The sequence below is a fragment of the Pedobacter anseongensis genome, assembly GCF_037482965.1.
In the GTDB taxonomy this organism is placed as follows: domain Bacteria; phylum Bacteroidota; class Bacteroidia; order Sphingobacteriales; family Sphingobacteriaceae; genus Pedobacter; species Pedobacter anseongensis.
Genome location: NZ_JBBHKB010000006.1, coordinates 63,648 through 82,283, shown reverse-complemented (window position 1 = coordinate 82,283; position 18,636 = coordinate 63,648). Strand labels below are relative to the sequence as shown.

The 18,636-nt window shown below is 42.0% G+C and carries 12 protein-coding genes; 4 read left to right on the top strand and 8 right to left on the bottom strand.

The features are described from left to right. Positions 1–233: 233 nt before the first annotated feature. Positions 234–5,564 carry an NACHT domain-containing protein gene (locus tag WG904_RS19445; protein WP_339581022.1) on the top strand — a complete coding sequence of 1,777 codons (5,331 nt, stop codon included), beginning with the start codon at positions 234–236 and terminating at the stop codon, positions 5,562–5,564. 156 nt (positions 5,565–5,720) lie between these two features. Here the strand turns inward: WG904_RS19445 and WG904_RS19440 are convergent, their stop codons facing one another. From WG904_RS19440 to WG904_RS19420, 5 genes are all read right to left on the bottom strand, one after another. Next, complete coding sequence (locus WG904_RS19440) at positions 5,721–6,545, bottom strand: FRG domain-containing protein (RefSeq protein ID WP_339581021.1); 825 nt, start codon at positions 6,543–6,545, stop codon at positions 5,721–5,723. Positions 6,546–6,553: 8 nt separating this feature from the next. Next, positions 6,554–7,315, bottom strand: coding sequence for a DUF5131 family protein (locus tag WG904_RS19435; protein WP_339581020.1), 762 nt, complete (start codon positions 7,313–7,315; stop codon positions 6,554–6,556). Beyond that, positions 7,302–8,483 carry a three-Cys-motif partner protein TcmP gene (gene tcmP / locus WG904_RS19430; protein ID WP_339581019.1) on the bottom strand — a complete coding sequence of 394 codons (1,182 nt, stop codon included), beginning with the start codon at positions 8,481–8,483 and terminating at the stop codon, positions 7,302–7,304. The genes WG904_RS19435 and tcmP overlap by 14 nt, the downstream gene beginning before the upstream one ends. Before the next feature lie 428 nt (positions 8,484–8,911). Beyond that, positions 8,912–12,088, bottom strand: a complete 3,177-nt coding sequence (locus WG904_RS19425; protein WP_339581018.1) for a P-loop NTPase fold protein — start codon at positions 12,086–12,088, stop codon at positions 8,912–8,914. Positions 12,089–12,328: 240 nt separating this feature from the next. After that, the gene (locus tag WG904_RS19420) at positions 12,329–13,183 is read right to left on the bottom strand and encodes an RteC domain-containing protein (protein WP_339581017.1); all 855 of its coding nucleotides are present in this window, start codon (positions 13,181–13,183) and stop codon (positions 12,329–12,331) included. A 373-nt stretch (positions 13,184–13,556) separates the two neighbouring features. On the opposite strand from WG904_RS19420, the gene WG904_RS19415 reads away from it, so the two are divergent. From WG904_RS19415 to WG904_RS19405, 3 genes are read left to right on the top strand one after another with little or no spacing between them, the layout of a single operon-like run. Next, the gene (locus tag WG904_RS19415; RefSeq protein WP_339581016.1) at positions 13,557–14,153 is read left to right on the top strand and encodes a Crp/Fnr family transcriptional regulator; all 597 of its coding nucleotides are present in this window, start codon (positions 13,557–13,559) and stop codon (positions 14,151–14,153) included. 25 nt (positions 14,154–14,178) lie between these two features. After that, entirely contained in the window at positions 14,179–15,597 is a 1,419-nt protein-coding gene (locus tag WG904_RS19410) for a hypothetical protein (protein WP_339581015.1), read from the top strand. A 30-nt stretch (positions 15,598–15,627) separates the two neighbouring features. Next, on the top strand, positions 15,628–15,981 hold the full coding sequence (locus tag WG904_RS19405; protein ID WP_339581014.1) for a hypothetical protein: 354 nt from the start codon (positions 15,628–15,630) through the stop codon (positions 15,979–15,981). A gap of 202 nt (positions 15,982–16,183) precedes the next feature. Here the strand turns inward: WG904_RS19405 and WG904_RS19400 are convergent, their stop codons facing one another. The 3 genes from WG904_RS19400 to WG904_RS19390 are packed head-to-tail and all read right to left on the bottom strand — an operon-like array spanning position 16,184 to position 18,611. Beyond that, complete coding sequence (locus WG904_RS19400; protein ID WP_339581013.1) at positions 16,184–16,726, bottom strand: hypothetical protein; 543 nt, start codon at positions 16,724–16,726, stop codon at positions 16,184–16,186. 35 nt (positions 16,727–16,761) lie between these two features. Further along, positions 16,762–17,571: a hypothetical protein gene (locus WG904_RS19395; RefSeq protein ID WP_339581012.1), complete on the bottom strand. Its 810-nt coding sequence runs from the start codon at positions 17,569–17,571 to the stop codon at positions 16,762–16,764. Next, complete coding sequence (locus WG904_RS19390; RefSeq protein WP_339581011.1) at positions 17,571–18,611, bottom strand: hypothetical protein; 1,041 nt, start codon at positions 18,609–18,611, stop codon at positions 17,571–17,573. The genes WG904_RS19395 and WG904_RS19390 overlap by 1 nt, the downstream gene beginning before the upstream one ends. Positions 18,612–18,636: the final 25 nt, after the last annotated feature.

Genomic DNA, 18,636 nt, shown 5'->3' with positions numbered 1-18,636 from the left:
ATTGCCCTCAGAACGAGAGCAAAATTGTGAAGGAAAAAAAACTGGATTTGACAATCCCTAGCGGGACACCCACTGAACTGGTTTACCTGGACACAAACACTTAGTTTAGCCAAATGCTTTAGCAGGATCACGTGTACTTTATCCCAAAACTTGAATGAGATGTGTTAGTAAATAACCCAGTCAGGCACCTGTGAGCAGATAGAAAATTTACCCTTTTAACCTATATTTGATCTGTGAACAAAAAAGGCATGAAAGTTATAAAAAGGGAAGCTGGGGACAAGACCAAGGGATTTACACTCCAAAAACAACGTGCGATTGCATTGGCACTCGACGAGCTTGAAAAGGTGGACAGCCTATTTGTCAATGTTGCCATTGAATACAAGGGTGACGTTTACCTTCAGAACGGTAAAAACGGCTATGTTGAGGAGGAAAAGAACTACCAAAAGGATACCAAGTTCACCCTGAATTCAAACCAGATATTGAATACCCTAGTCTATTTCCTCCAGTTATGGCTGAACAGTGAAAAGAGCGCCAGTTCCAGGTTTGGCTTTTTTTCGACCAATCAAATTGGCTCTGAGATGGCAAGCGACCGTTCCAAGAAACTAGGGGTCACCTTTCCTGATTATTCGATCCTTGAAAAGATATCAACACATCAAGTGGAAAAGGACAAACAGGACCTTGCTATCGTATTGAGTTTTATATTGGATGAATATAGTCTCCAGTATGGACCTATAGACACTCCGCCCTTAGACGAAACACTGCTGATACAATTCTTACAGCAGATTACCTGGCATTTCGGTCAACCTGATGACAAGTTGTACGAGGGGATAATTTTGGAAAAAATCCAGACCAGTAAATTCTACCTGGATCAACAGAACAGGTTCGCCCCAAACTACATCTACGCCGAACTCATGCTGGCCTTGGAAAAAAAACAGGACCAAACCGACCTGCTCCAAAAGTTCCTGGGCAAGGCCGATATCGAACTTGCATTTGTTAAGGTAAGCCAGGGAAACCGAGCTCCCGAGGCAAGTAAATACCTGTTTTTTGATGTGGCAGAGTTTTCAAAGAGGGCAAAAATCCAGCTTGAAAGGTTGATCAGCTTGAAATATTATGCAAATGCAAACCATCAAAGATTGCCCAAAATGGCCGAAAGACAGGTAGCCAGGCACAATAGGGAAGTCAAGATAGAACTTACCAGTTTGGAGAAAACTAAGATACAACAGGTAAGGCAACTTGAGGTGGTGATAAAAGAAATTGGCGAACTGCTGGACAGCGATAAACCAACATTTTTGTTTGGTGACATCGGTAGTGGCAAAAGTACATTATTGGCACAGCATTTCGTAAAACAACTGGGTGATGAAAATATCTGCATATTCTTAACTGCTGGTTACCTCAAGGGAAAGATCAAAAGTGAGAGCAGCACCTTTAGCAAGGTAATCGAGGACTTCGTAAACAAGGAATTGGGCCTAACCGGCGGTTATTTTGAATTGGACGGACTATTGGAATCTGGAAAAGAAATAACACTCGTTGTTGACGGAGTGGATGAACTCTCGCGTTCTGAAATTGTGGACCTTACGGTTCATCTTACCGCGTTTTCTGAGCACCAGGCAAACACACGCATAGTGGCATCTGGCCGGCCTTTTGAGGTTCAAAAGCACATCCACTTCAACGATTGGAACTGCCTGACAACGATAGACCTTGGCGAAGAGGATATTTTCCAAATACTGGAAAACGAGGCCCTTGCCGAAGGACTTTCAGCCCATGATGCCTTAACGGATGCCAAAAGTAGGATGGAAATCTTGAAATCAAACCCGGAACTTTTCGGCAATACCACCACCCCATTGATTGCTACATTGATCAGGGAATTTCTGGTTACCGGACATAGTTCCTCTACCTTAGGGGATATCCTTTATGAGGTAATCTTGAAGAAACTGTCATGGAGCGAGGATGATAACAAAAAAGATTTTGTAAATTTTATCCAGTTTTACCCAAATAATTTTCAGCGATTGCCTTTTGTTTCGCAAGTCGCATGGTCAATTTATTCCTCCAAAAACAGCGCCATCACCGACGCTGGTCTGTTTGCAGCCATCGATAAGGTATGTACGATTTTACCTAGTGACCCTAGCCGCAACTTGATTATTGATGAGGCAATCAAATTCCTGACCACGACTTTCCTTCAAAAGTCTACCGGGGGCCTGACTTTCCAGTCCCATCAGTTGTTCCAGATGCTGGTTGGCCATTATTCCTACACCACCCTTTCCAGTGGAGAAACCATCGACCTGGGCAGCGACCCATATGACCATTGGAGAATTGTTTCCTTCGTGTCCACAGTCGCCAGAAAAATTGGGGAAAACACGTTGGTGACAGACTTCCTGAAAAAATTTCTTGGTGAGATTTTGATATCAGAAATTGCTACCCCAGTCGCCGCGCTTTTGCTGGCAGAATCAAAAGTGGATTCGCTCAACCAGCTATTTTTGGAAAAAGTGAAACTATTGGGCTTTTCACCCTTGAAGTTTTGGGGTCTTGATGACAAACAGGTCCCCAATGCCTATGGATATGTCTATGCTGCCCTTGGCAGGCCAGGATTTGAATGGCTTTACGAAAACTACCTTTCTCCTGCTCATCCCTCAAAATCTACCTCCGATGAACTTCCGGTAGCGATCCTATCCGCATTTTTGCTGCACAAGGGATTTGAGCTGGACGGGCAGGAAAAAAAGGAGCTCTTTGAAGTTGCCAAATACCATCTTGCTGCCATGACCTTCTCGTGCCAGAGCTTCGTTCCCGTGATCTCCTTAGCAGTGCCCGAGTATTTTGATGTGGAACAGCGGGCAATCCTGGTTGCACAGGGCCTAGCAAAACCCAATCTTGCGACCAGGGCGCAACACATTTTAAACAAAGAAATTACCGAAGGCAATCTTTTCCATGTTATACAGGGTCTGGAGATCGAGATTGGCAAAGATTATGGCAAGAGTGAAACCCTAAAGTACTGGTTTGCCATTTCGGATGAAAAACCACCGGTTTCGTTTATTGAAAGAGCTGTTCGCTTTGCTGCCGATGGGGATATCAAGTTATATGGCCTTCTTGAAGAAAGAATCGGAAAGGAACCACTCAAATCTTTTCTCATCTTTAGCGTACTCCAAATGAACAGGTTGTCCGACGCCTCGGCCATCCTGCTCTACCTTTACCATGGGGTCAAAGAATTTAAGCTTATCGTCCCACCGATCCTTGAAAAAACTTCCATCCTCGAATACAAGACCGAAGTGCGCCTGAAAATACTCGATTATTTTTTCGCAGAACCAACAGCGCAAGAAATCGATTATGTCATCAAAAACAGGCCGGTTCCAGAACATGACCATGGGATATCAGAACTTTACCTGCGCTATTTTCTCAAGTGCCTAGAGGTGTCTTCGACAATCTACCGGAACGAATTTCTGACAGTGGTCAGGTTTTTAGGGAAATATACCCTTTCCAGATATCCAGAGTTAAGGGAATCACTAAACAAGATCACATCAAGGCCAGAGTACCTGTCAGCGCTACGCTATGCTATGAACAACATTGACCTTCCGCTGAGGTACAATGCTGCTTGCCTGTTATTGATCTTTGATCCGCTAAACGAAACAAAGGGAATCGAAATCGTGATACGATCTACCTTTAGCCGAGACACCGACCATTACGAATGGTTCAGGTTCTGCACCAAGCTTAATTTTGGAAAAAAGGTGCTGGACCATGTGTATGGCCTGCTAGCTGAGCTTGTGGGTGTAACCAGAATATTTGCCCTAAAACTATTGTTCCATCGATTGGATCCAAGGATCGAGGGCAAACTATTGAGCGAACTGGTGTACGGGCTTCTCGGCGAAGCAAGTTATCTAGATTTCAGTCATTCACTTTCCGATGATGGGGTTGAAAATATTGCGCGACAGGAACGGTTCTCTGAACTGATGTATGCTGCACTGAAGGACGCTGATTTTAAGATACGCATGTCCGCCGCCTCAGTAATTGTAGACAGGTATTTGGATAAGATCAGTATCCAGGACCAGGCCAAGGCCTGGCTACTGTACATCGACTACAGCCCAGAATTTGGCCTGGACACCTTTATCAAAAAGCATATCGGGCTATTTGAAAATGACGATTTCGTAGCCGAGCTATATGCATATAAGAAAGATTACGAGCTAATTAGCGACAAGCCAAGCTTTTTACTGATCAAGATGTACGAGGCAATACATGATATTAGGAGCTGGCAGGAATTTTTGATCTCCTCCACAACCACCAGGATGATGTTCGATTCCCATCATGCCTATCTCCTGTATGCGATGCTTATCAAGCTATGCAATAAACAACCCAACATCAGAAATAAAATTGGCGCGGCATTCAAGGACATGATGGAACTTGAAACTTTCAACCAGCATGGGCGAAACGAGTACATGCCCATCTTTGCGCTGATGGGCCATGAATTTGGCGCGATTGAAACGAGCTCATTGGAGCATATCCTAACCAGTTTTTCGGCAGCATCAACCGAAACCACCTGTGCGCTTTTGTTCAGGCTGGGACATATACCCCAGGGTTTCTATCCCGATAGGCTGTATACCGGGCACATTAATATTTTTTCACAGGCAAAGGCACCAGAAAAATACCTCGAGCAAAGCGCAGTAGATAGGTTGTTAGTCAATGGCGATGCTATCCCTGTCTCGCTAGTTAAAGGTATAGCTGCAAGTTTATTGCTGGGATATTACGCTACTAGCGATCTTTTGGAACTGAAATCCAAGGGCGCGATCGCTGCTTACTTTGCCTTAGTGGTTAGTTCTTCAAGAAGGATAGAAATCGGCGACTTTGACTATGTGGGCCTGCTGGACATCGGAGGGCAAAGACACGATGATAGAAAACAGACCGAACATCACCAGAATGTCCTGCGCAACATTATGGACGTGCAGCTTGACGAGCCAAAAAAAAAGGAGGCTTTCATCAAGCGCCTGACCGCGCATTTGCATACCATCGAGAGCTACCTAACTTTTCAATTCTTCGATATTCTGTTTGAAACCACCGACCAGGTACATAGCAAGGAATTCCTTTTGTTTGTTGACGCGCTATGCGATAATCCTGACAGGCTGAACCTTTGGCAGCTAAATAACCTATCAGAACTTTTCATATCATTCCAGGGGGCTGAAAAACTGCTCGTCACCGCGTACCTGAAGCAAAAACTGAAGTCGATGCTGGCTATGGCCCCAAGCCGAAACAGAAAAGGTTTATCCATGCTGATCTGGATTGTCTCCCTTTTGATCTTAAGTGCAGAAAACCAACTGACAACGGAAACAAACGATGGGGTATTAATAGGTTTGAAGGCCATATTTCTTCAGGATGGCGCAAAATATGAAACCGAGGAAGGACAGCTGAGGTTCAAGGCCCGTGACATGCTCAACTATTCCGATGGACTATTAGAAAAAATCGACCCCAAGATTATGAGGTCGATAATTGCGTCCGGGAAGGAAAGCAATGTGCTTGAAATCAGGTCGCTTTGCCATATATTGATAATGATGTCTGCTGTTGATGATCCGAATAGATTGGATTAGTTTGTATGAATAAGCTGACCCATTCACTCCCGTTTGACCAGAGGTGATAGGTTGACATGAAAATACTGCTCGAACTAAGTTTAGGAGAGTAGAATAAACGAGTCAATGATATCGCGAACACGTTTGGCATAGCTTACTCGCTTTTCAAATTAGCTCCTAACTTTTTGCATATTTCTGTTTAAGATGGCTTCCTTGGTACTCAATTTCAGGAAACAATGTACTTTTCCCAATCCCATTAACTTCGAGTTGTGCCAGTATCTTCAATTTGTCCTTAGCGGGAATTTTAAAGTTTACTTCTGGGCGAGTCATATTAAGCACCCATTCCATCGGAACTGTTGCTGGAATAGTCTTGTTAGACCGAATCCCAAAAAGCATGAACAAACCTTGCTGTTTGATAATTCGTGCATTATCGAGCATGGCTTTTACTACAAACACACTTTCAAGATCTGCTGGATGTATAATTTCTTGGTAATAGGGCTTTTCTTCTTTTATTGAATGATGCAAAAACCCCATATGAGATTGATGGTTGAACTTGCGTATACTCATCTTTCCAAAATCGCATTCAAAACTAGACTTTTGCCGTGCGAGGTTACTCAATGCGCTTACAGAATCGCTATCATAATATTTGATAAAATTCATTGGAACCTGAAAGAACACTACTTCACCATCCTTGTCTGGATATTCGTTACATGCGAAATAAAGTGCTACCAAGGGGTTAGATGTGATGTCGAGTAGCCGGGTAGGTATTCCATAATGCTGCATTTTCACCAGCTTTTCGCAAGTAGACCTATGGTGCTGGAATTCGTAAGGGGTTCGAATTATGGCCTCTTTAAAAATTTTATCCTCACTTGCAATCAGACCATTTCTATATACTGAAGGCTCAAGCCTATAGGTATAGTCGGAATGGCCACGAAAGTAATTTTCCAGTCCTTCTGTTACCCCTACCTTTTCAATTTTTGTAATGAATTGAGCTAAATCCATGGCTGAAGCTAAGCTGCTTTTTTGGGCATGGACCTATAAATTTTGCCATCCAATTCACATCCGCCCTTTGCATGCTTAGGATGTGCAGGGTCAATAGTAGGGTCATTCTGGTTAGAATTGAACTTGGCCTTACCCCATTGTTTAAAGAAAAATGGTATATGCTTCCCTTCACACGAATCTCTTATTGCCGAAACCCATTCTTCTTTCAACGGCCTGGCCTTTTGACCCGATTCCCCTCCGACGATAACCCAATCGATGTTTGGGAAATCAACTGAATCAATAGGGCCAATAAGTGGCTCAATTGACAAAAACTTTGTTTGCGCAGGAGAATTTGAAAGTTCCTCTATACGAAATGTGTATTCTTCATTTTCTACAGAAGTTCCAAGCCAAATATTCTTCGACCAGTTCAATGAATCAGCTATCTCCAAAACCCTATCAGGTCTCTTGGTCAAAACCTGGTAAATATGCTGTGGGGTTTTGTTCATCACAGCGAAAACCGCCTGAATGAATTCGATTGGAACCTCTGGATGAAACAAATCACTCATCGAGTTTACGAAAACGATCCTGGATTTTTTCCAAGTAAAAGGAATGTTTAATGTATCAGGATGGGTCCTGACCTTAAATCCATCCTTGTATTTTTCCACTCCCATAGCTGTTAGCCTCTTGGTCATAGTTTCGGCATAACAGAATTTGCATCCAGGACTGATCTTTGTACATCCAGTAACCGGGTTCCAAGTCAATTCCGTCCATTCGATATTAGATTGAGCCATTTTTCGCCTTAAATTTAAACTTCAATATATTGGTTTTTTTCGAATAATTGGTGTAAGTGAGATAATAAGAATTTACTTTCTTCTGCAAAGCTAACTTATCGTCATAGATTTCCAAAAGTCCGATTACAACAAGGTTATCTAAGATAGATTTGGCATGCTTGGGTAAAAACTGGCTGACAAGAATATATTCATAAAGTTCAGTATTGGACATGTAGGGCGTACTAGCCAGTTTTTCTTTGATACACGTTTCCAATTTAGATTTTGTATTATACATATCGGCCTCCCCCAAGGCATCGTCAAATAATGAAGGAGCACTATATCTAACGTCGAATCCCTGCCCCAGTGTATCGTTTTTCCATTTCGCCTCCAAAAATTTCTCTAGCCCATATATATGAGGTCCAATAAAAAATAGGGCGTAATGGTTCGTCTTGTCACGTTTGATGTAATAGGCAGAGCTGTAAAATTCCCCGTTAAAACTGAGAGCTTTCCTGATCTCGTTGATATAATCATAGATATTTTTGATGCCTGATGTCATCACCTTGGAATCTTCAGGAAAGAATTCATAAAGAAAGCGCCTTAGTGGCTCAAAAGCGGGATCTTCAATATTTGTCTGAGCAGCATCGGAAAACCGATAGAGGTTCGATACCGGAAGGAATAAGATTACCTCCGTTTTCTTATTCTGTATCATCCCGTGCAAATTGTTTTTAGTTATATCGGAGTATCCATAAGGATCGACGAAAGCCAAACTTCTATGTTTATTGGAAAATTTACTCGTTTCGTGTTTAACGAGCTCAAACATCTTTGTAGCTGTAAGATTTAATGGAATAGTTGTAAACCTTTTATTCGAGAGTTCGTCCAACTTTTGCCCTACGAAATCGACTTTAGTAGCATCAAGGTCATTCACTGTGAGGGTAACCACTTTTTTATCACCATTGCGCTTTTCAACTTGATCCAAATTGGAATTTATGCAGTTTGCAGCAATGAGCGGACTTCCCTGTTTGCCATCAGTATAAATACCCGCACCACAAAATACATCATAAATATTGATGTGGCTTACGAAAGGGGTATTCATCAAAACTGGAAGATATTCGTTCAGGTAGGTCTTATAAAGATTGAGTTTTGCCTGACTATGAGGTAGGACAATATTTTTTACATTTTGCTTTGACATCTGGAGAGCTTTAGTTGTCCATGCATACTGCATGAAATTTAAAGATACTAATATTGGAGCCAAACAAATGAAAAAAAAACGTGGACGATTTGAATTTAAAGTCATTGATCTGTGCTAAAGATTACCATCTAGTGCTACAAACGGAAATAATACTGCCCAACAAATCCACTAAAACCACATTAGATAAGGGTATCCATTAGCATAATATGATTTGGGAGCCGGGCAGCCAGCGACTATGGAACACAAACTATAGCTACTAGAATAAGGATGGCAGTTATCAATAAAACGAAGAGCCGGTCAAAAGCTCAAAAACTAAATAAAAACCTATATGAAACTTCAGTATCAAAAATGCTGGTAGTTATGTTAATGAAGCCAATATATAGCTCATCAAGCAGTCTTTTCAATTGAAGATATGTATGTAAAGGGGATTAGGTCCTGAAAGAAAATCTTGCAACTAACTCCAAATTTTCACGAAGCATATCAGTTGTAACTGCCAATGTGATCTCCTCGGGAATTTGTTGCAAAATGCTTTTAATTTCGTTGATTTCCAAACCTTCAATGAATTGTGAAAATGTTATATGGTTTGCAGTTTTCAGCTGACCTATAAATCTACTCGCATGCAAGGGACATCCAATGACCACACTTAATAACACAAGGGTAGGCATATAATCCACTTTGGAATGTTTTAACGAACTGATGTATCCTTTATGTGCCCTTATGATCCGGTAGGTATTGATAAACCGTTTGATCGTTCTTGGTGTATGCCCAAAAATGAAGCCCATATCCTGAATGGATTTCACTTCATCTGCAGTGAGGGTTACACGCTCCTCTATTTCAATAACCAGCTCATCTTCGGTTCGAAAGTCATCAGCTAATTTCTCCTTTTCCGAAACTCTTAGAGAACCTTCTGTATCTTCTTGTTCTGACTTCTCAGATTTTTCGCCACCAGAAACCTGATCCGCTATTTTTGTAAGATCTGGCTCGGTAAGATAGGCAATCAACTTCCTCTTACCCTGATCTGTCATTGGCTTTAGAGCAAAAGGAACCTGGAAGATTTTTTCCATGAAATCATATGAAGTTATGGCCTTATCCACAGGAAATTCTTCTTCATTATTTTTCCTCTCAAAAAAATCAGTGAACTTGTTATCAACCGCTTTGTTCAGCCAAAACGAATCTACTCCGACTACAACAACAAAAAGCTCAAATGCCAGTAGTAGGTGAATTGCTTCGAGCGTCTTCATAACAACTTCCTCGCAACAACGGTCCAAATCATCGACATAAAGTACGATCCTGTCAATGGTGAAAACTTCCTTAAAATTCTCTGGCTTTACCTCAACCGCTTTCTGCTGATTGAAAAGATGGCTTAGCAAGGTAAAATCTTTTCGTATTTTGGAAACAACGCCTAGCTCGCTATGATAGCCATGCTCGCCACTTTTTTGTTCTAAAAAGGTCGTAATTTTCTTGCCGCGTCCTATTTCATCAATCTGGGTTTGTACCTTGTCCCGGTCCAACGTCTTGCTCTCTAATTTATGTTCAAAATCATCTCGCCTTGCTGCTAAAACCTCGATTTCCCCAGTCAGTTTGGAAATCTCCTCATCTTCATCGTATTGAATATGTTGCGCCTTTTCCTCTATCTTTTCCTTTAACTTTTTTAACCGTGAATAAAAATGTTCGACTTGTTTTATGTAAGGTCTAACCCACTCAAGACCTTTAAGGAACACGAGCCCAGTGGTTATAAATCCCAGCACTTTTGCGTATACGGGTGTAATGAAGTCCTGAAAAGGTGGGAAAAAGAACAATGTAACAGCTCCAGTTGCTAGGACAAACAATAGCCAAACGTGCCACCACTTACCTTCCTTTGTGATCAAAGAATACACTTCGGCAATCCTTTTGGTAAATCCGTCTAGCTCTGAAAGCCTCTCGCGGATTTCAGCAATGTTCTGTAGGCTCTGTTTGATGGGATCTATTTCACTAATCCTTTTAAGGTTATCCTCAATTTCTGGTTCGGTTAAGACAGCGCCCATGATGTCTTTAACATTTAGCTTCTCCAATCGATCCTTTTTTCGTTGTAAAATCGATTCTACTGTAGTTTTTCTTGTTTGGAGCTCTTGAGCCTGAAGGTTGATTTTTTCTATATCTCTACTGGTATCGATGATTTCAACCGAGGCCAGATCCAGTTTGGCATAGAGCTGCCGAACTGATTCCTGATCGAATTTCTCATTGCGGGCGTGATCATTCAGCTTCTCGAAAATATGAGTGACCAAGCTTGGCCATAAATTGGTATCTGAATAATGCCATGCATTGAACTTGACGTGAACGATGTTCTTCACAAATGAACTGCCTTCCCTTTTGCTGAGCTCGTCGATGCGCTCGGAAAGCTTTTCCATAAAAAAACTCTTGCCCGTTCCCCATTCACCAAAAAGTCCAATGGCAAGTGGTGGCGTCAGGTTTTTAAGTGCTATTACCGCCGCAAATGAATCTATATCGTCCTGAAAATCGAGCTGATCAGTTGTATGTTTAAAGTTTGAGTCATTGGAATAGCCAGCTTCTTTTTCATTTGACGCTACAAATCTTGCCCGTCCGGTATTAGAACCAAGAATCCCATCAAAAAGATCCTTTGAAATCGCAAAGATCCGCTCAGGTGCATTATGGCCAATCTTGTCCCTAAAACTGATCCTACTAGAAAACTGTTCGAGTTGGATGTTCGGCGTTACTGCATCAACAACTTCAAGCTCGATTCCTTCACCATGAAGAGGATCCTTTGAAAGCACCTTGCAGATCTTGAACACACAAACTACAGACATATAGCTATGAAAAGCAAACCCTATCAGCTGGTCACCTATCTTTAATCCTTTGAAAAGTTGATAATCTACGCGTTCCCTGTTCTGGAGGTCTAAAGAATGGAACCTAGCTTTATATCCTTTCTTGAGCTCGGGAATGATCCAATTCCCTGGGTTCAGTTTCAGAAGGTAATATCCTTGTTTGCCAACGAACAGGTGCCTAAATTTATCAATGTTGAGATAAGCCTTTTTTAATTCATCATTGGACAGCAAAGTCTTGTCACTATCCACTGCATCGAGAAAATCTCTCAATGCATCATAAGAGGTTTCTGGCAGTCCCATAACTGCTCCATGGGATATATCGTTTCTTAGTATTTGCTCAATCTTAGCCAGATCTATCCCAGCCTTTTCTTCTTTCAGGGAATTGGCGGTACTGATTCTTTTTCGGAACTGGGCAGCAACCTGTTCAGCTAAACTGTTAAGATCGCTGTTCCGTTTGAAGATCATGTGTGGTCTTGCGTGAAAGTACTTCGGCGCTCTCAGATCGCCCAGAAAAAAAGCCTCCACTCGCTTATTTCCACCCAGGGTAAGCTTTTCCGCTTCCTTGTACGCCTCTAAAAAGCCTTCAGAGTTGATGTTTTTCTCAGTAAATAAGAACAGGAATATGTCAACCATAGCACCACTGAATTGAACGAGTTCAAGAAGATGCTTATCGGTTATTTCCCCTGAAGGCTGGACGATAGCAAAATCATTCAACCGTTTGTCCAATAGATCGAATATCTTTTGGTCTTCCTGGTGAAAGGCAATAAATAGTTTATCTGGCATATTGAGAGTTGGTTACTTTAGCTTCATCAGATAAAACTAAATCAAAATCTTGAAATATTAACCAATATGGGTTATGAAATTTAAAGGAAAGCAATACATTAACCTGTACAGTTACACAATTCATAACTGGCCGCCCCCTTCGAGCCTTTCTGAATTGCAGCACGTGATGCACTTATGTCATAAAATACGTAGCATAATTTTTCATGATCTAATTTCAACGTATGGAGGTTCGCGAGGCTACTATCTCATCGACATGGGTATATATGCATCACCATCGTCAATCCTCTTATTTACAACTCTCGCCATTTCATCCAAGAACCTTGTTTTCGACATCGACTTCCTTCTTTTGATTTCCGTAAACCTCCTGAAATACCGAGAAAGGTTGATCTGGAAACACTGCTCGAAAACATCCATCAGGTCCGACAGATCCACTTCCCCGTCATTCACCTGTTTGCAGTCGAAGATCCCATAGACAAGTTCGATCAGATTACAGCTGTCTCCCGTCCAGCGAAGTTCCCTTCCTTTTTTGGAACGCACAACGCCAGTTCCCGCAAGCGACGGCACCTCCATTTCGGACAGCACCAGTTCGCGCAATTTCTCCAGCGCTATAAACTTGGAGAACAGGTAATCGCCCAAGGTGGAAAACGAAGGATCCAATGCGGGCAGGTCTGCCCCGATAATCCCCGGAATTTCTCTCCCCCTAACAAAATACAGCCCGTCCAGTTCGGTCGCCCCCATCCGGTAGTACTGGTAGAGAAAGGCATGCTGGTCGAAGAACCTGGAAATATAGTCCAGCTGCCTGCCATAAAAAGCATCCATCCCTTTACCCCTGCGTAGCGGCCTGGCCATTTCAAAGCTGTACCGTTCTGCGGCTAAGACTATAATCGAATAAAACCGTGGTTTAATTGATTTGAAAAACAAAATTTCTTCTGATTTCGAGGTGAAACTGTTTTTCGAGACCATTTCCTGCAACTTGGCTAGTGCAATTCTCACTGTGAACAGTTCCGATCGCATCCTTTCCAAGGGCTGCATCTCAACAAAATTTTCTAGTTCCCTTTCAAGCTTTAACAAAAGCTCATGATACTTTTTCTCCATGGCAATAAAATTTAGGTAAACAAATGGAGAGCGACTTGATACCTCAAAGTTCACCTATAATCGAAGATGCCAACGTGTGCTCAGCCACAATAAATGAGGACTCGGTAATGAAACGTGCGTGGGAAAATAATAGGAGCACCTTTTAGTTTGTGTGATTGTAATCACTATCCTATCAATCTTCTTGAGCTTAAAACTGGAAATGATTGGGATAATTAATCCAACTACTTAAATTCATCTGCAGGTTTATGCTACAAGTAAACCCGATTATGCTAGTAAAGCACATCGCATATTAAAACATAAGGCTGAGTCCAAACGTTGAAAGATAGTAACCGAAGAATTTCATCATGGCGAATGGCATTTAAGCCGTTCCAGTATGGAGAACATACAACCAGTAGTGGACCTTATGCAGGTCCTTGGCCAGATTACGCCACTTCCTGCTCCCTTCCAGCAGCGGATGCTTGAACAGGTGATCGAGGAACAGTTCCCGGCAAAACATACCCTTCTTGCTCCAGGCGATACCTGCAAACGCATCTACTTTGTCAAGCTTGGCTTTTTGCGAGCCTATCACCTTGACCCGAATGGCAATGAACACACCACATGGTTCATGGGCCAGAACGACATCGTAATATCCGTACATTCATTTTTTACGCAGCAGCCTGCCCATGAGTATGTGGAGATCTTACAGGACTCCATATTGCAATCGATTTCATGGCACCAGTTGCAATCCTATTACGCAGATTTTCCCCAGGGTAATCTTCTTGGCAGGATCGTTACCGAAAAATATTACATCCAGTCCGAGGAGCGTGCGCTGTTCCTCCGTATCCAATCGCCAGAGGAACGCTACCAGGCGCTGCTGAACCGTCACCCCGATATTTTCCTCCACACCACTACCCAGAACATTGCAAGCTATTTGAACATGCGCCGGGAAACATTGAGCAAACTGCGCAGCAGGCTTGCCAAAAACCATTGATCATCCACTTTAAACACATCAGCTTATGAAAAAGCCCCTAACCCTACTGGTCACCATTGCCCTTTTGTGGTCATGCCGAAAAGAACTTCCTGTACCAGAAACAACAAACCCAAAAACAGCACTTCAGTTTACCATCGCAGATGCGCAGCACTGGACGTCCCAAAATTCAGGGATGACTAAATTGAATGATCTTCAGCTTGACTGGAAACTAGCAAGGACTGTTCAAACATCAGATGGTGCCCGCGTATATCTGCCGCTAAAAGGCCAGCCCACCTTTGGTGGTGTTAAACAGGGCTATCGCCAGCTATCCATCGAAAAGGACCGGTCAACTGGAGAAGTCCAAGGGAAAATACTCGAAATCATACCCGATGCAACCTACTTTCAAGAAAAGCAAAAAGTAGATTCCAGAGATTTTACAGGCAGAATTTTTGCCTATGATCTTTCCTACCGGTTCAAAAGCGGTACACTTTACAGCCAAGGAAAAATTATCGGGGAATCCCGCCCTTCAACACAAGCAGAAAAAACTGCCTACCTGAATGGAACAACGAACCTGTTGCCTTTAGGGAATTTCGAACAAAATGCAGGCATGGGCGCGAGCGGCAAAATTGCCTTGGCCCGTGTCATCGAAACCTGTGTTTGGTACCAGACCAGTTACATGGATGCAGAGGGAGTGCTGACCATTTATGCCGAGAAAATCTGCGATTACTCATTTTATGACGATGGATCTGGCGGCGGCGGCGGTGGAACCTTTGACCCTGGAATCGGCTACGAGCCTCCCTATGGCGGTGGAGGCAGTGGAGGTGGCAATACCGGAAACCCAGGTCCTCCTGCCCCGTCGGAGCTTCCGATGGAAAACCAGAGTGCAGTCGATCCTAAGAAAATGATGGACTGTTTTGCAACCCTGCCAGATGGCTCTGCTGCTTTTCAGGTAAAGGTACTAGTGCTAGAGCCGCAACCGGGCACATCCTTCAATGTCGGACAGAATTCCTTTGGACATGTTGCCATCCAGCTCACCAAGGCATCCAACAACCAGATCATTACCCAGACCATCGGTTTTTATCCCACTGGCAGCGGCCTAGACAAACTGGTGAGCAAGTCGCGCATGATCGACAACGGCGGACTCGAATATACGATGAGCGCCACCTACTGGACAGATGCGGAAAGTTTCAAAAAACTCATTGAATATGTTGCCAGCCCACCTGCAAACTACCACTTCACAGACTTCAACTGTGCCGCTTTTGTATACAATGCGGGCAAGGCGGCAGGTCTTCCAATTCCAGATCCTACTACCCAGATTGGATTTGCTGGACCAGGGGGTGCAGGAGCTGCCATGACCCCTCAGGGCATGGCAGCTGCGCTGGACAAACAGAAGGTGACAAACCCTAAGTCAGATATTTCAAGGTCAGATGGCCGTGCACCTGCCAGTAAGGGACCATGCAATTAGTAAACAATTTTAAACGTTATATATTAGCACATGGAAAAGCGACAACGTCAAGCAAAAACACATAAAAATACCACTAGGACAGTAATCATCGCTGCCCTGTCGGTTATCATCCTGAGCAATACTCCCCCAGCGCAGTTTTTCCTATTGGAGAACTATCATTATCAAAATGCCGATGGCAGCTTTCAGTATTCCGAAGAGCCTGGCAAGGGAATGGACTTCAAGGCAGGACTAATCCAGTTTGACGGATGGAAAAGAAGCAACCCGCAAAACAATAACATTTTACTATACCGCACTTTCCATATCCGACCTTGGCAGTTCTGGGAATGGTGGCAGTATATAGCACACAATGAGAGGTATAGACTTCCAATATTAACACACCAGTAAAACATAATAACAAATGGTTGAAAGGGATAATAAAACACAACAAATGGTAATTATGCGAGATGAAATTATAAAAATTTAAAGCGTGGTCTGATTCCTCGAAGCGCCGCTTCACCTCAATCCGTGTATTGATACCGTTTTTATTTTGCATTTCGTCCAAATTAATTTGACATTGCGAAACTCTGTTCTCACTCACCCTTTATCTCTAAGGTTCAATGTTATTGATGATGAGCAAAAAAGATGGCAACAATTTAACAAATTTTGTTTTTGATATTTCATCAATGTCGGGTATCATGCCGTTGAAATAGCTATCGAAATCTTCTCGTTGCCTCGCCTTGGATTTTTGATAGGTATCTTGCAAATTATCAATGGTCGAATCCCAACCTCTCCTTACCAATACAGCACCAACAAGTACTGTATTCATGAATTTACTAAACTCCTTACAATCCTGCTTTAACCGTTTTTCAACCAGATCAAAACAGACTAGACTATCTAAAAATTTTGTTCTGTTAGAGAACAGAACCGTGTCAATGACTCCGAGCTTATTTATACTTATAGCAAATCCAAAAACATAGCCCTTATTCTTATATTGTATTGAACCATATCGCTCCATTCCCTGAGGATACTGCAATGCTCTTTCTATAGTATAATAAACTTTATGTTTCGTTTGTGCCTGTATCCGATTGCCAAAAGACAGTACTAAGACTAAAAGTACAGCGATTAATGATCTTTGATATCTATTTCTCATCCATTTTTTAACCTTCGAATTTTACCCTAAAAGATTCAATTTGATCCAAGCCTGCCAATCTCGCCGTTAAACTTTCTTAGTATTTCTTGGTAAATTAAAACTTGGTCATTGTTGACCCTAGTTATTGAAATTCCCCATTCCCTTCTTGGAATTGCAGGACTTGTGCTTTCGGCTCCAAATACCGGATTAAAAATTATTTTTGAAGAGAAATATTTTGATGAACTAAGGGAATCTAGCTTTGATGAGATAACGAAAGGAATGTCATTCATGTTTTTAGAATAATAACGATATACAGAATCTGGCGCTTCATTCTTCTTATCATTTATTTTACCTGGATGTTTTGCCAACGAGTAACGCTCAATTAATGTATCGGAACATCTTTCGGCGCTTTCAGGTGTACCTAGCTCCATTTCGAAATATGCTAAGTTTTCCTTATTCAGACCAATATGTTTCAACAAGGAATCTTTCTTGATAATTTTCGGGTGCCCTTCACGGAAATTAGCCAAATTGAACTTCAAACCAATGTTACTTGCATTTGAAAAGACGTGAACCATATAGGTGGTATCGATCCGTGAAAGCTTCTGATCGACTTCGCCAGATTTGTTGTCGACAGATAAATTAGAAAAATAACCGATCCTTTTGGAGATAATCATTGTAAAATGATCTATGTAAACAAATCTCAAAGTATTTCCAATGTTCATCATAGATTTGCTAGTGAAATCAAACTGCTGCACATTCAACAACACGTCAACAACTTTAACTTCCGAAACACCAGCGCGAGTTTGGGATTTGCTTTCAAAAACAAATCCCAGCAACATGCATATCATCAACCCGATTTTTACCATTAGTTGATTTTTTGAAAATATTCGTTCCATTGACCAACACTGTACACATCTGGCATATGGCTATCTAACCAAGACAGAGCCCCTTTTCCTTCCCAGTGCATGGTGTAGTCAACCTCCATTACTGCATTATGATCGCCATGATAGGGTGTGAACAACGGCTGTTGCACAGTAATTTTGACGCCCGGAATTTCACCAATTAATCGATGCCCGTCATGATGTATATCGGTAATTACCCTATTGCCATTGTTTACTTTAACAACAATGCGCTCTTTGCTCTGTGCATAAAAAGTTAGCGCGTTAAAAAACTTCCACTTTACAGGGGCCACTTTAAAGGTGTCAAGTCCAACTACCTCTTCGATTTCGCTATCTTTTCCATCATCAATACTCGAAGGTTCACCAAGGTCTAGAACTTCTTCCTCCGGAATCATTTGCTGCTTGCCTCCAACTCCTCCGGTGCCACCAACTGGCGCACAGGTAGAATACATATAAAATTCAGTTTGAAAAACAATCCCACCATGTTCATCATAGTAGGTCGTAGTCAAGTACCAGTCGATACATATTTCACTCTGATCTTCGACCATTAATTTAGCCTTATTAGATTTTTTCTCATGATTGACAGGCTCGGCGACGCTTTTAAACGTCTTTTCAAGATCAGAAAGGCTCACATCTTTCTCGAAGTAACTTTCCTCATCATTATGAGCAATATATGAACGATAGCTGTTTCCGTCTTTCGTAATAAACAACATAAATGAACCACCTATTTTCTGCTGTTCAGCATTTGTAATTTTCAATGGAACTCCTACGACCTCCTTACCGTCTGACAATTGAAATGTTTTGGCAGCATTCCAGTCCGGTAACTGTTCTATCTTAAAAATCCTATTGTCTGTTGATTGCATTACTGATTTTGAATTAGATACCGAATTCACATACCAGTCTCGCATAGTTTTTGCTGATTCATCAACGACTACGACACTTTTTTTACACGCAAACCCGATAATCAATAGTAGTGTTAAGGTCAAGCCGTACTTAAATAATTTCATTTCACATTAATTTAGGTTAAAAATT

What these genes read in the sequence shown, in the direction of transcription:
- WG904_RS19440 (WP_339581021.1), bottom strand. Translation starts at nt 6,545, where the DNA reads ATGGATTTAGCTCAATTCATTACAAAAATTGAAAAGGTAGGGGTAACA.
- WG904_RS19435 (WP_339581020.1), bottom strand. Translation starts at nt 7,315, where the DNA reads ATGGCTCAATCTAATATCGAATGGACGGAATTGACTTGGAACCCGGTT.
- tcmP (WP_339581019.1), bottom strand. Translation starts at nt 8,483, where the DNA reads ATGTCAAAGCAAAATGTAAAAAATATTGTCCTACCTCATAGTCAGGCA.
- WG904_RS19425 (WP_339581018.1), bottom strand. Translation starts at nt 12,088, where the DNA reads ATGCCAGATAAACTATTTATTGCCTTTCACCAGGAAGACCAAAAGATA.
- WG904_RS19420 (WP_339581017.1), bottom strand. Translation starts at nt 13,183, where the DNA reads ATGGAGAAAAAGTATCATGAGCTTTTGTTAAAGCTTGAAAGGGAACTA.
- WG904_RS19415 (WP_339581016.1), top strand. Translation starts at nt 13,557, where the DNA reads ATGGAGAACATACAACCAGTAGTGGACCTTATGCAGGTCCTTGGCCAG.
- WG904_RS19410 (WP_339581015.1), top strand. Translation starts at nt 14,179, where the DNA reads ATGAAAAAGCCCCTAACCCTACTGGTCACCATTGCCCTTTTGTGGTCA.
- WG904_RS19405 (WP_339581014.1), top strand. Translation starts at nt 15,628, where the DNA reads ATGGAAAAGCGACAACGTCAAGCAAAAACACATAAAAATACCACTAGG.
- WG904_RS19400 (WP_339581013.1), bottom strand. Translation starts at nt 16,726, where the DNA reads ATGAGAAATAGATATCAAAGATCATTAATCGCTGTACTTTTAGTCTTA.
- WG904_RS19395 (WP_339581012.1), bottom strand. Translation starts at nt 17,571, where the DNA reads ATGGTAAAAATCGGGTTGATGATATGCATGTTGCTGGGATTTGTTTTT.
- WG904_RS19390 (WP_339581011.1), bottom strand. Translation starts at nt 18,611, where the DNA reads ATGAAATTATTTAAGTACGGCTTGACCTTAACACTACTATTGATTATC.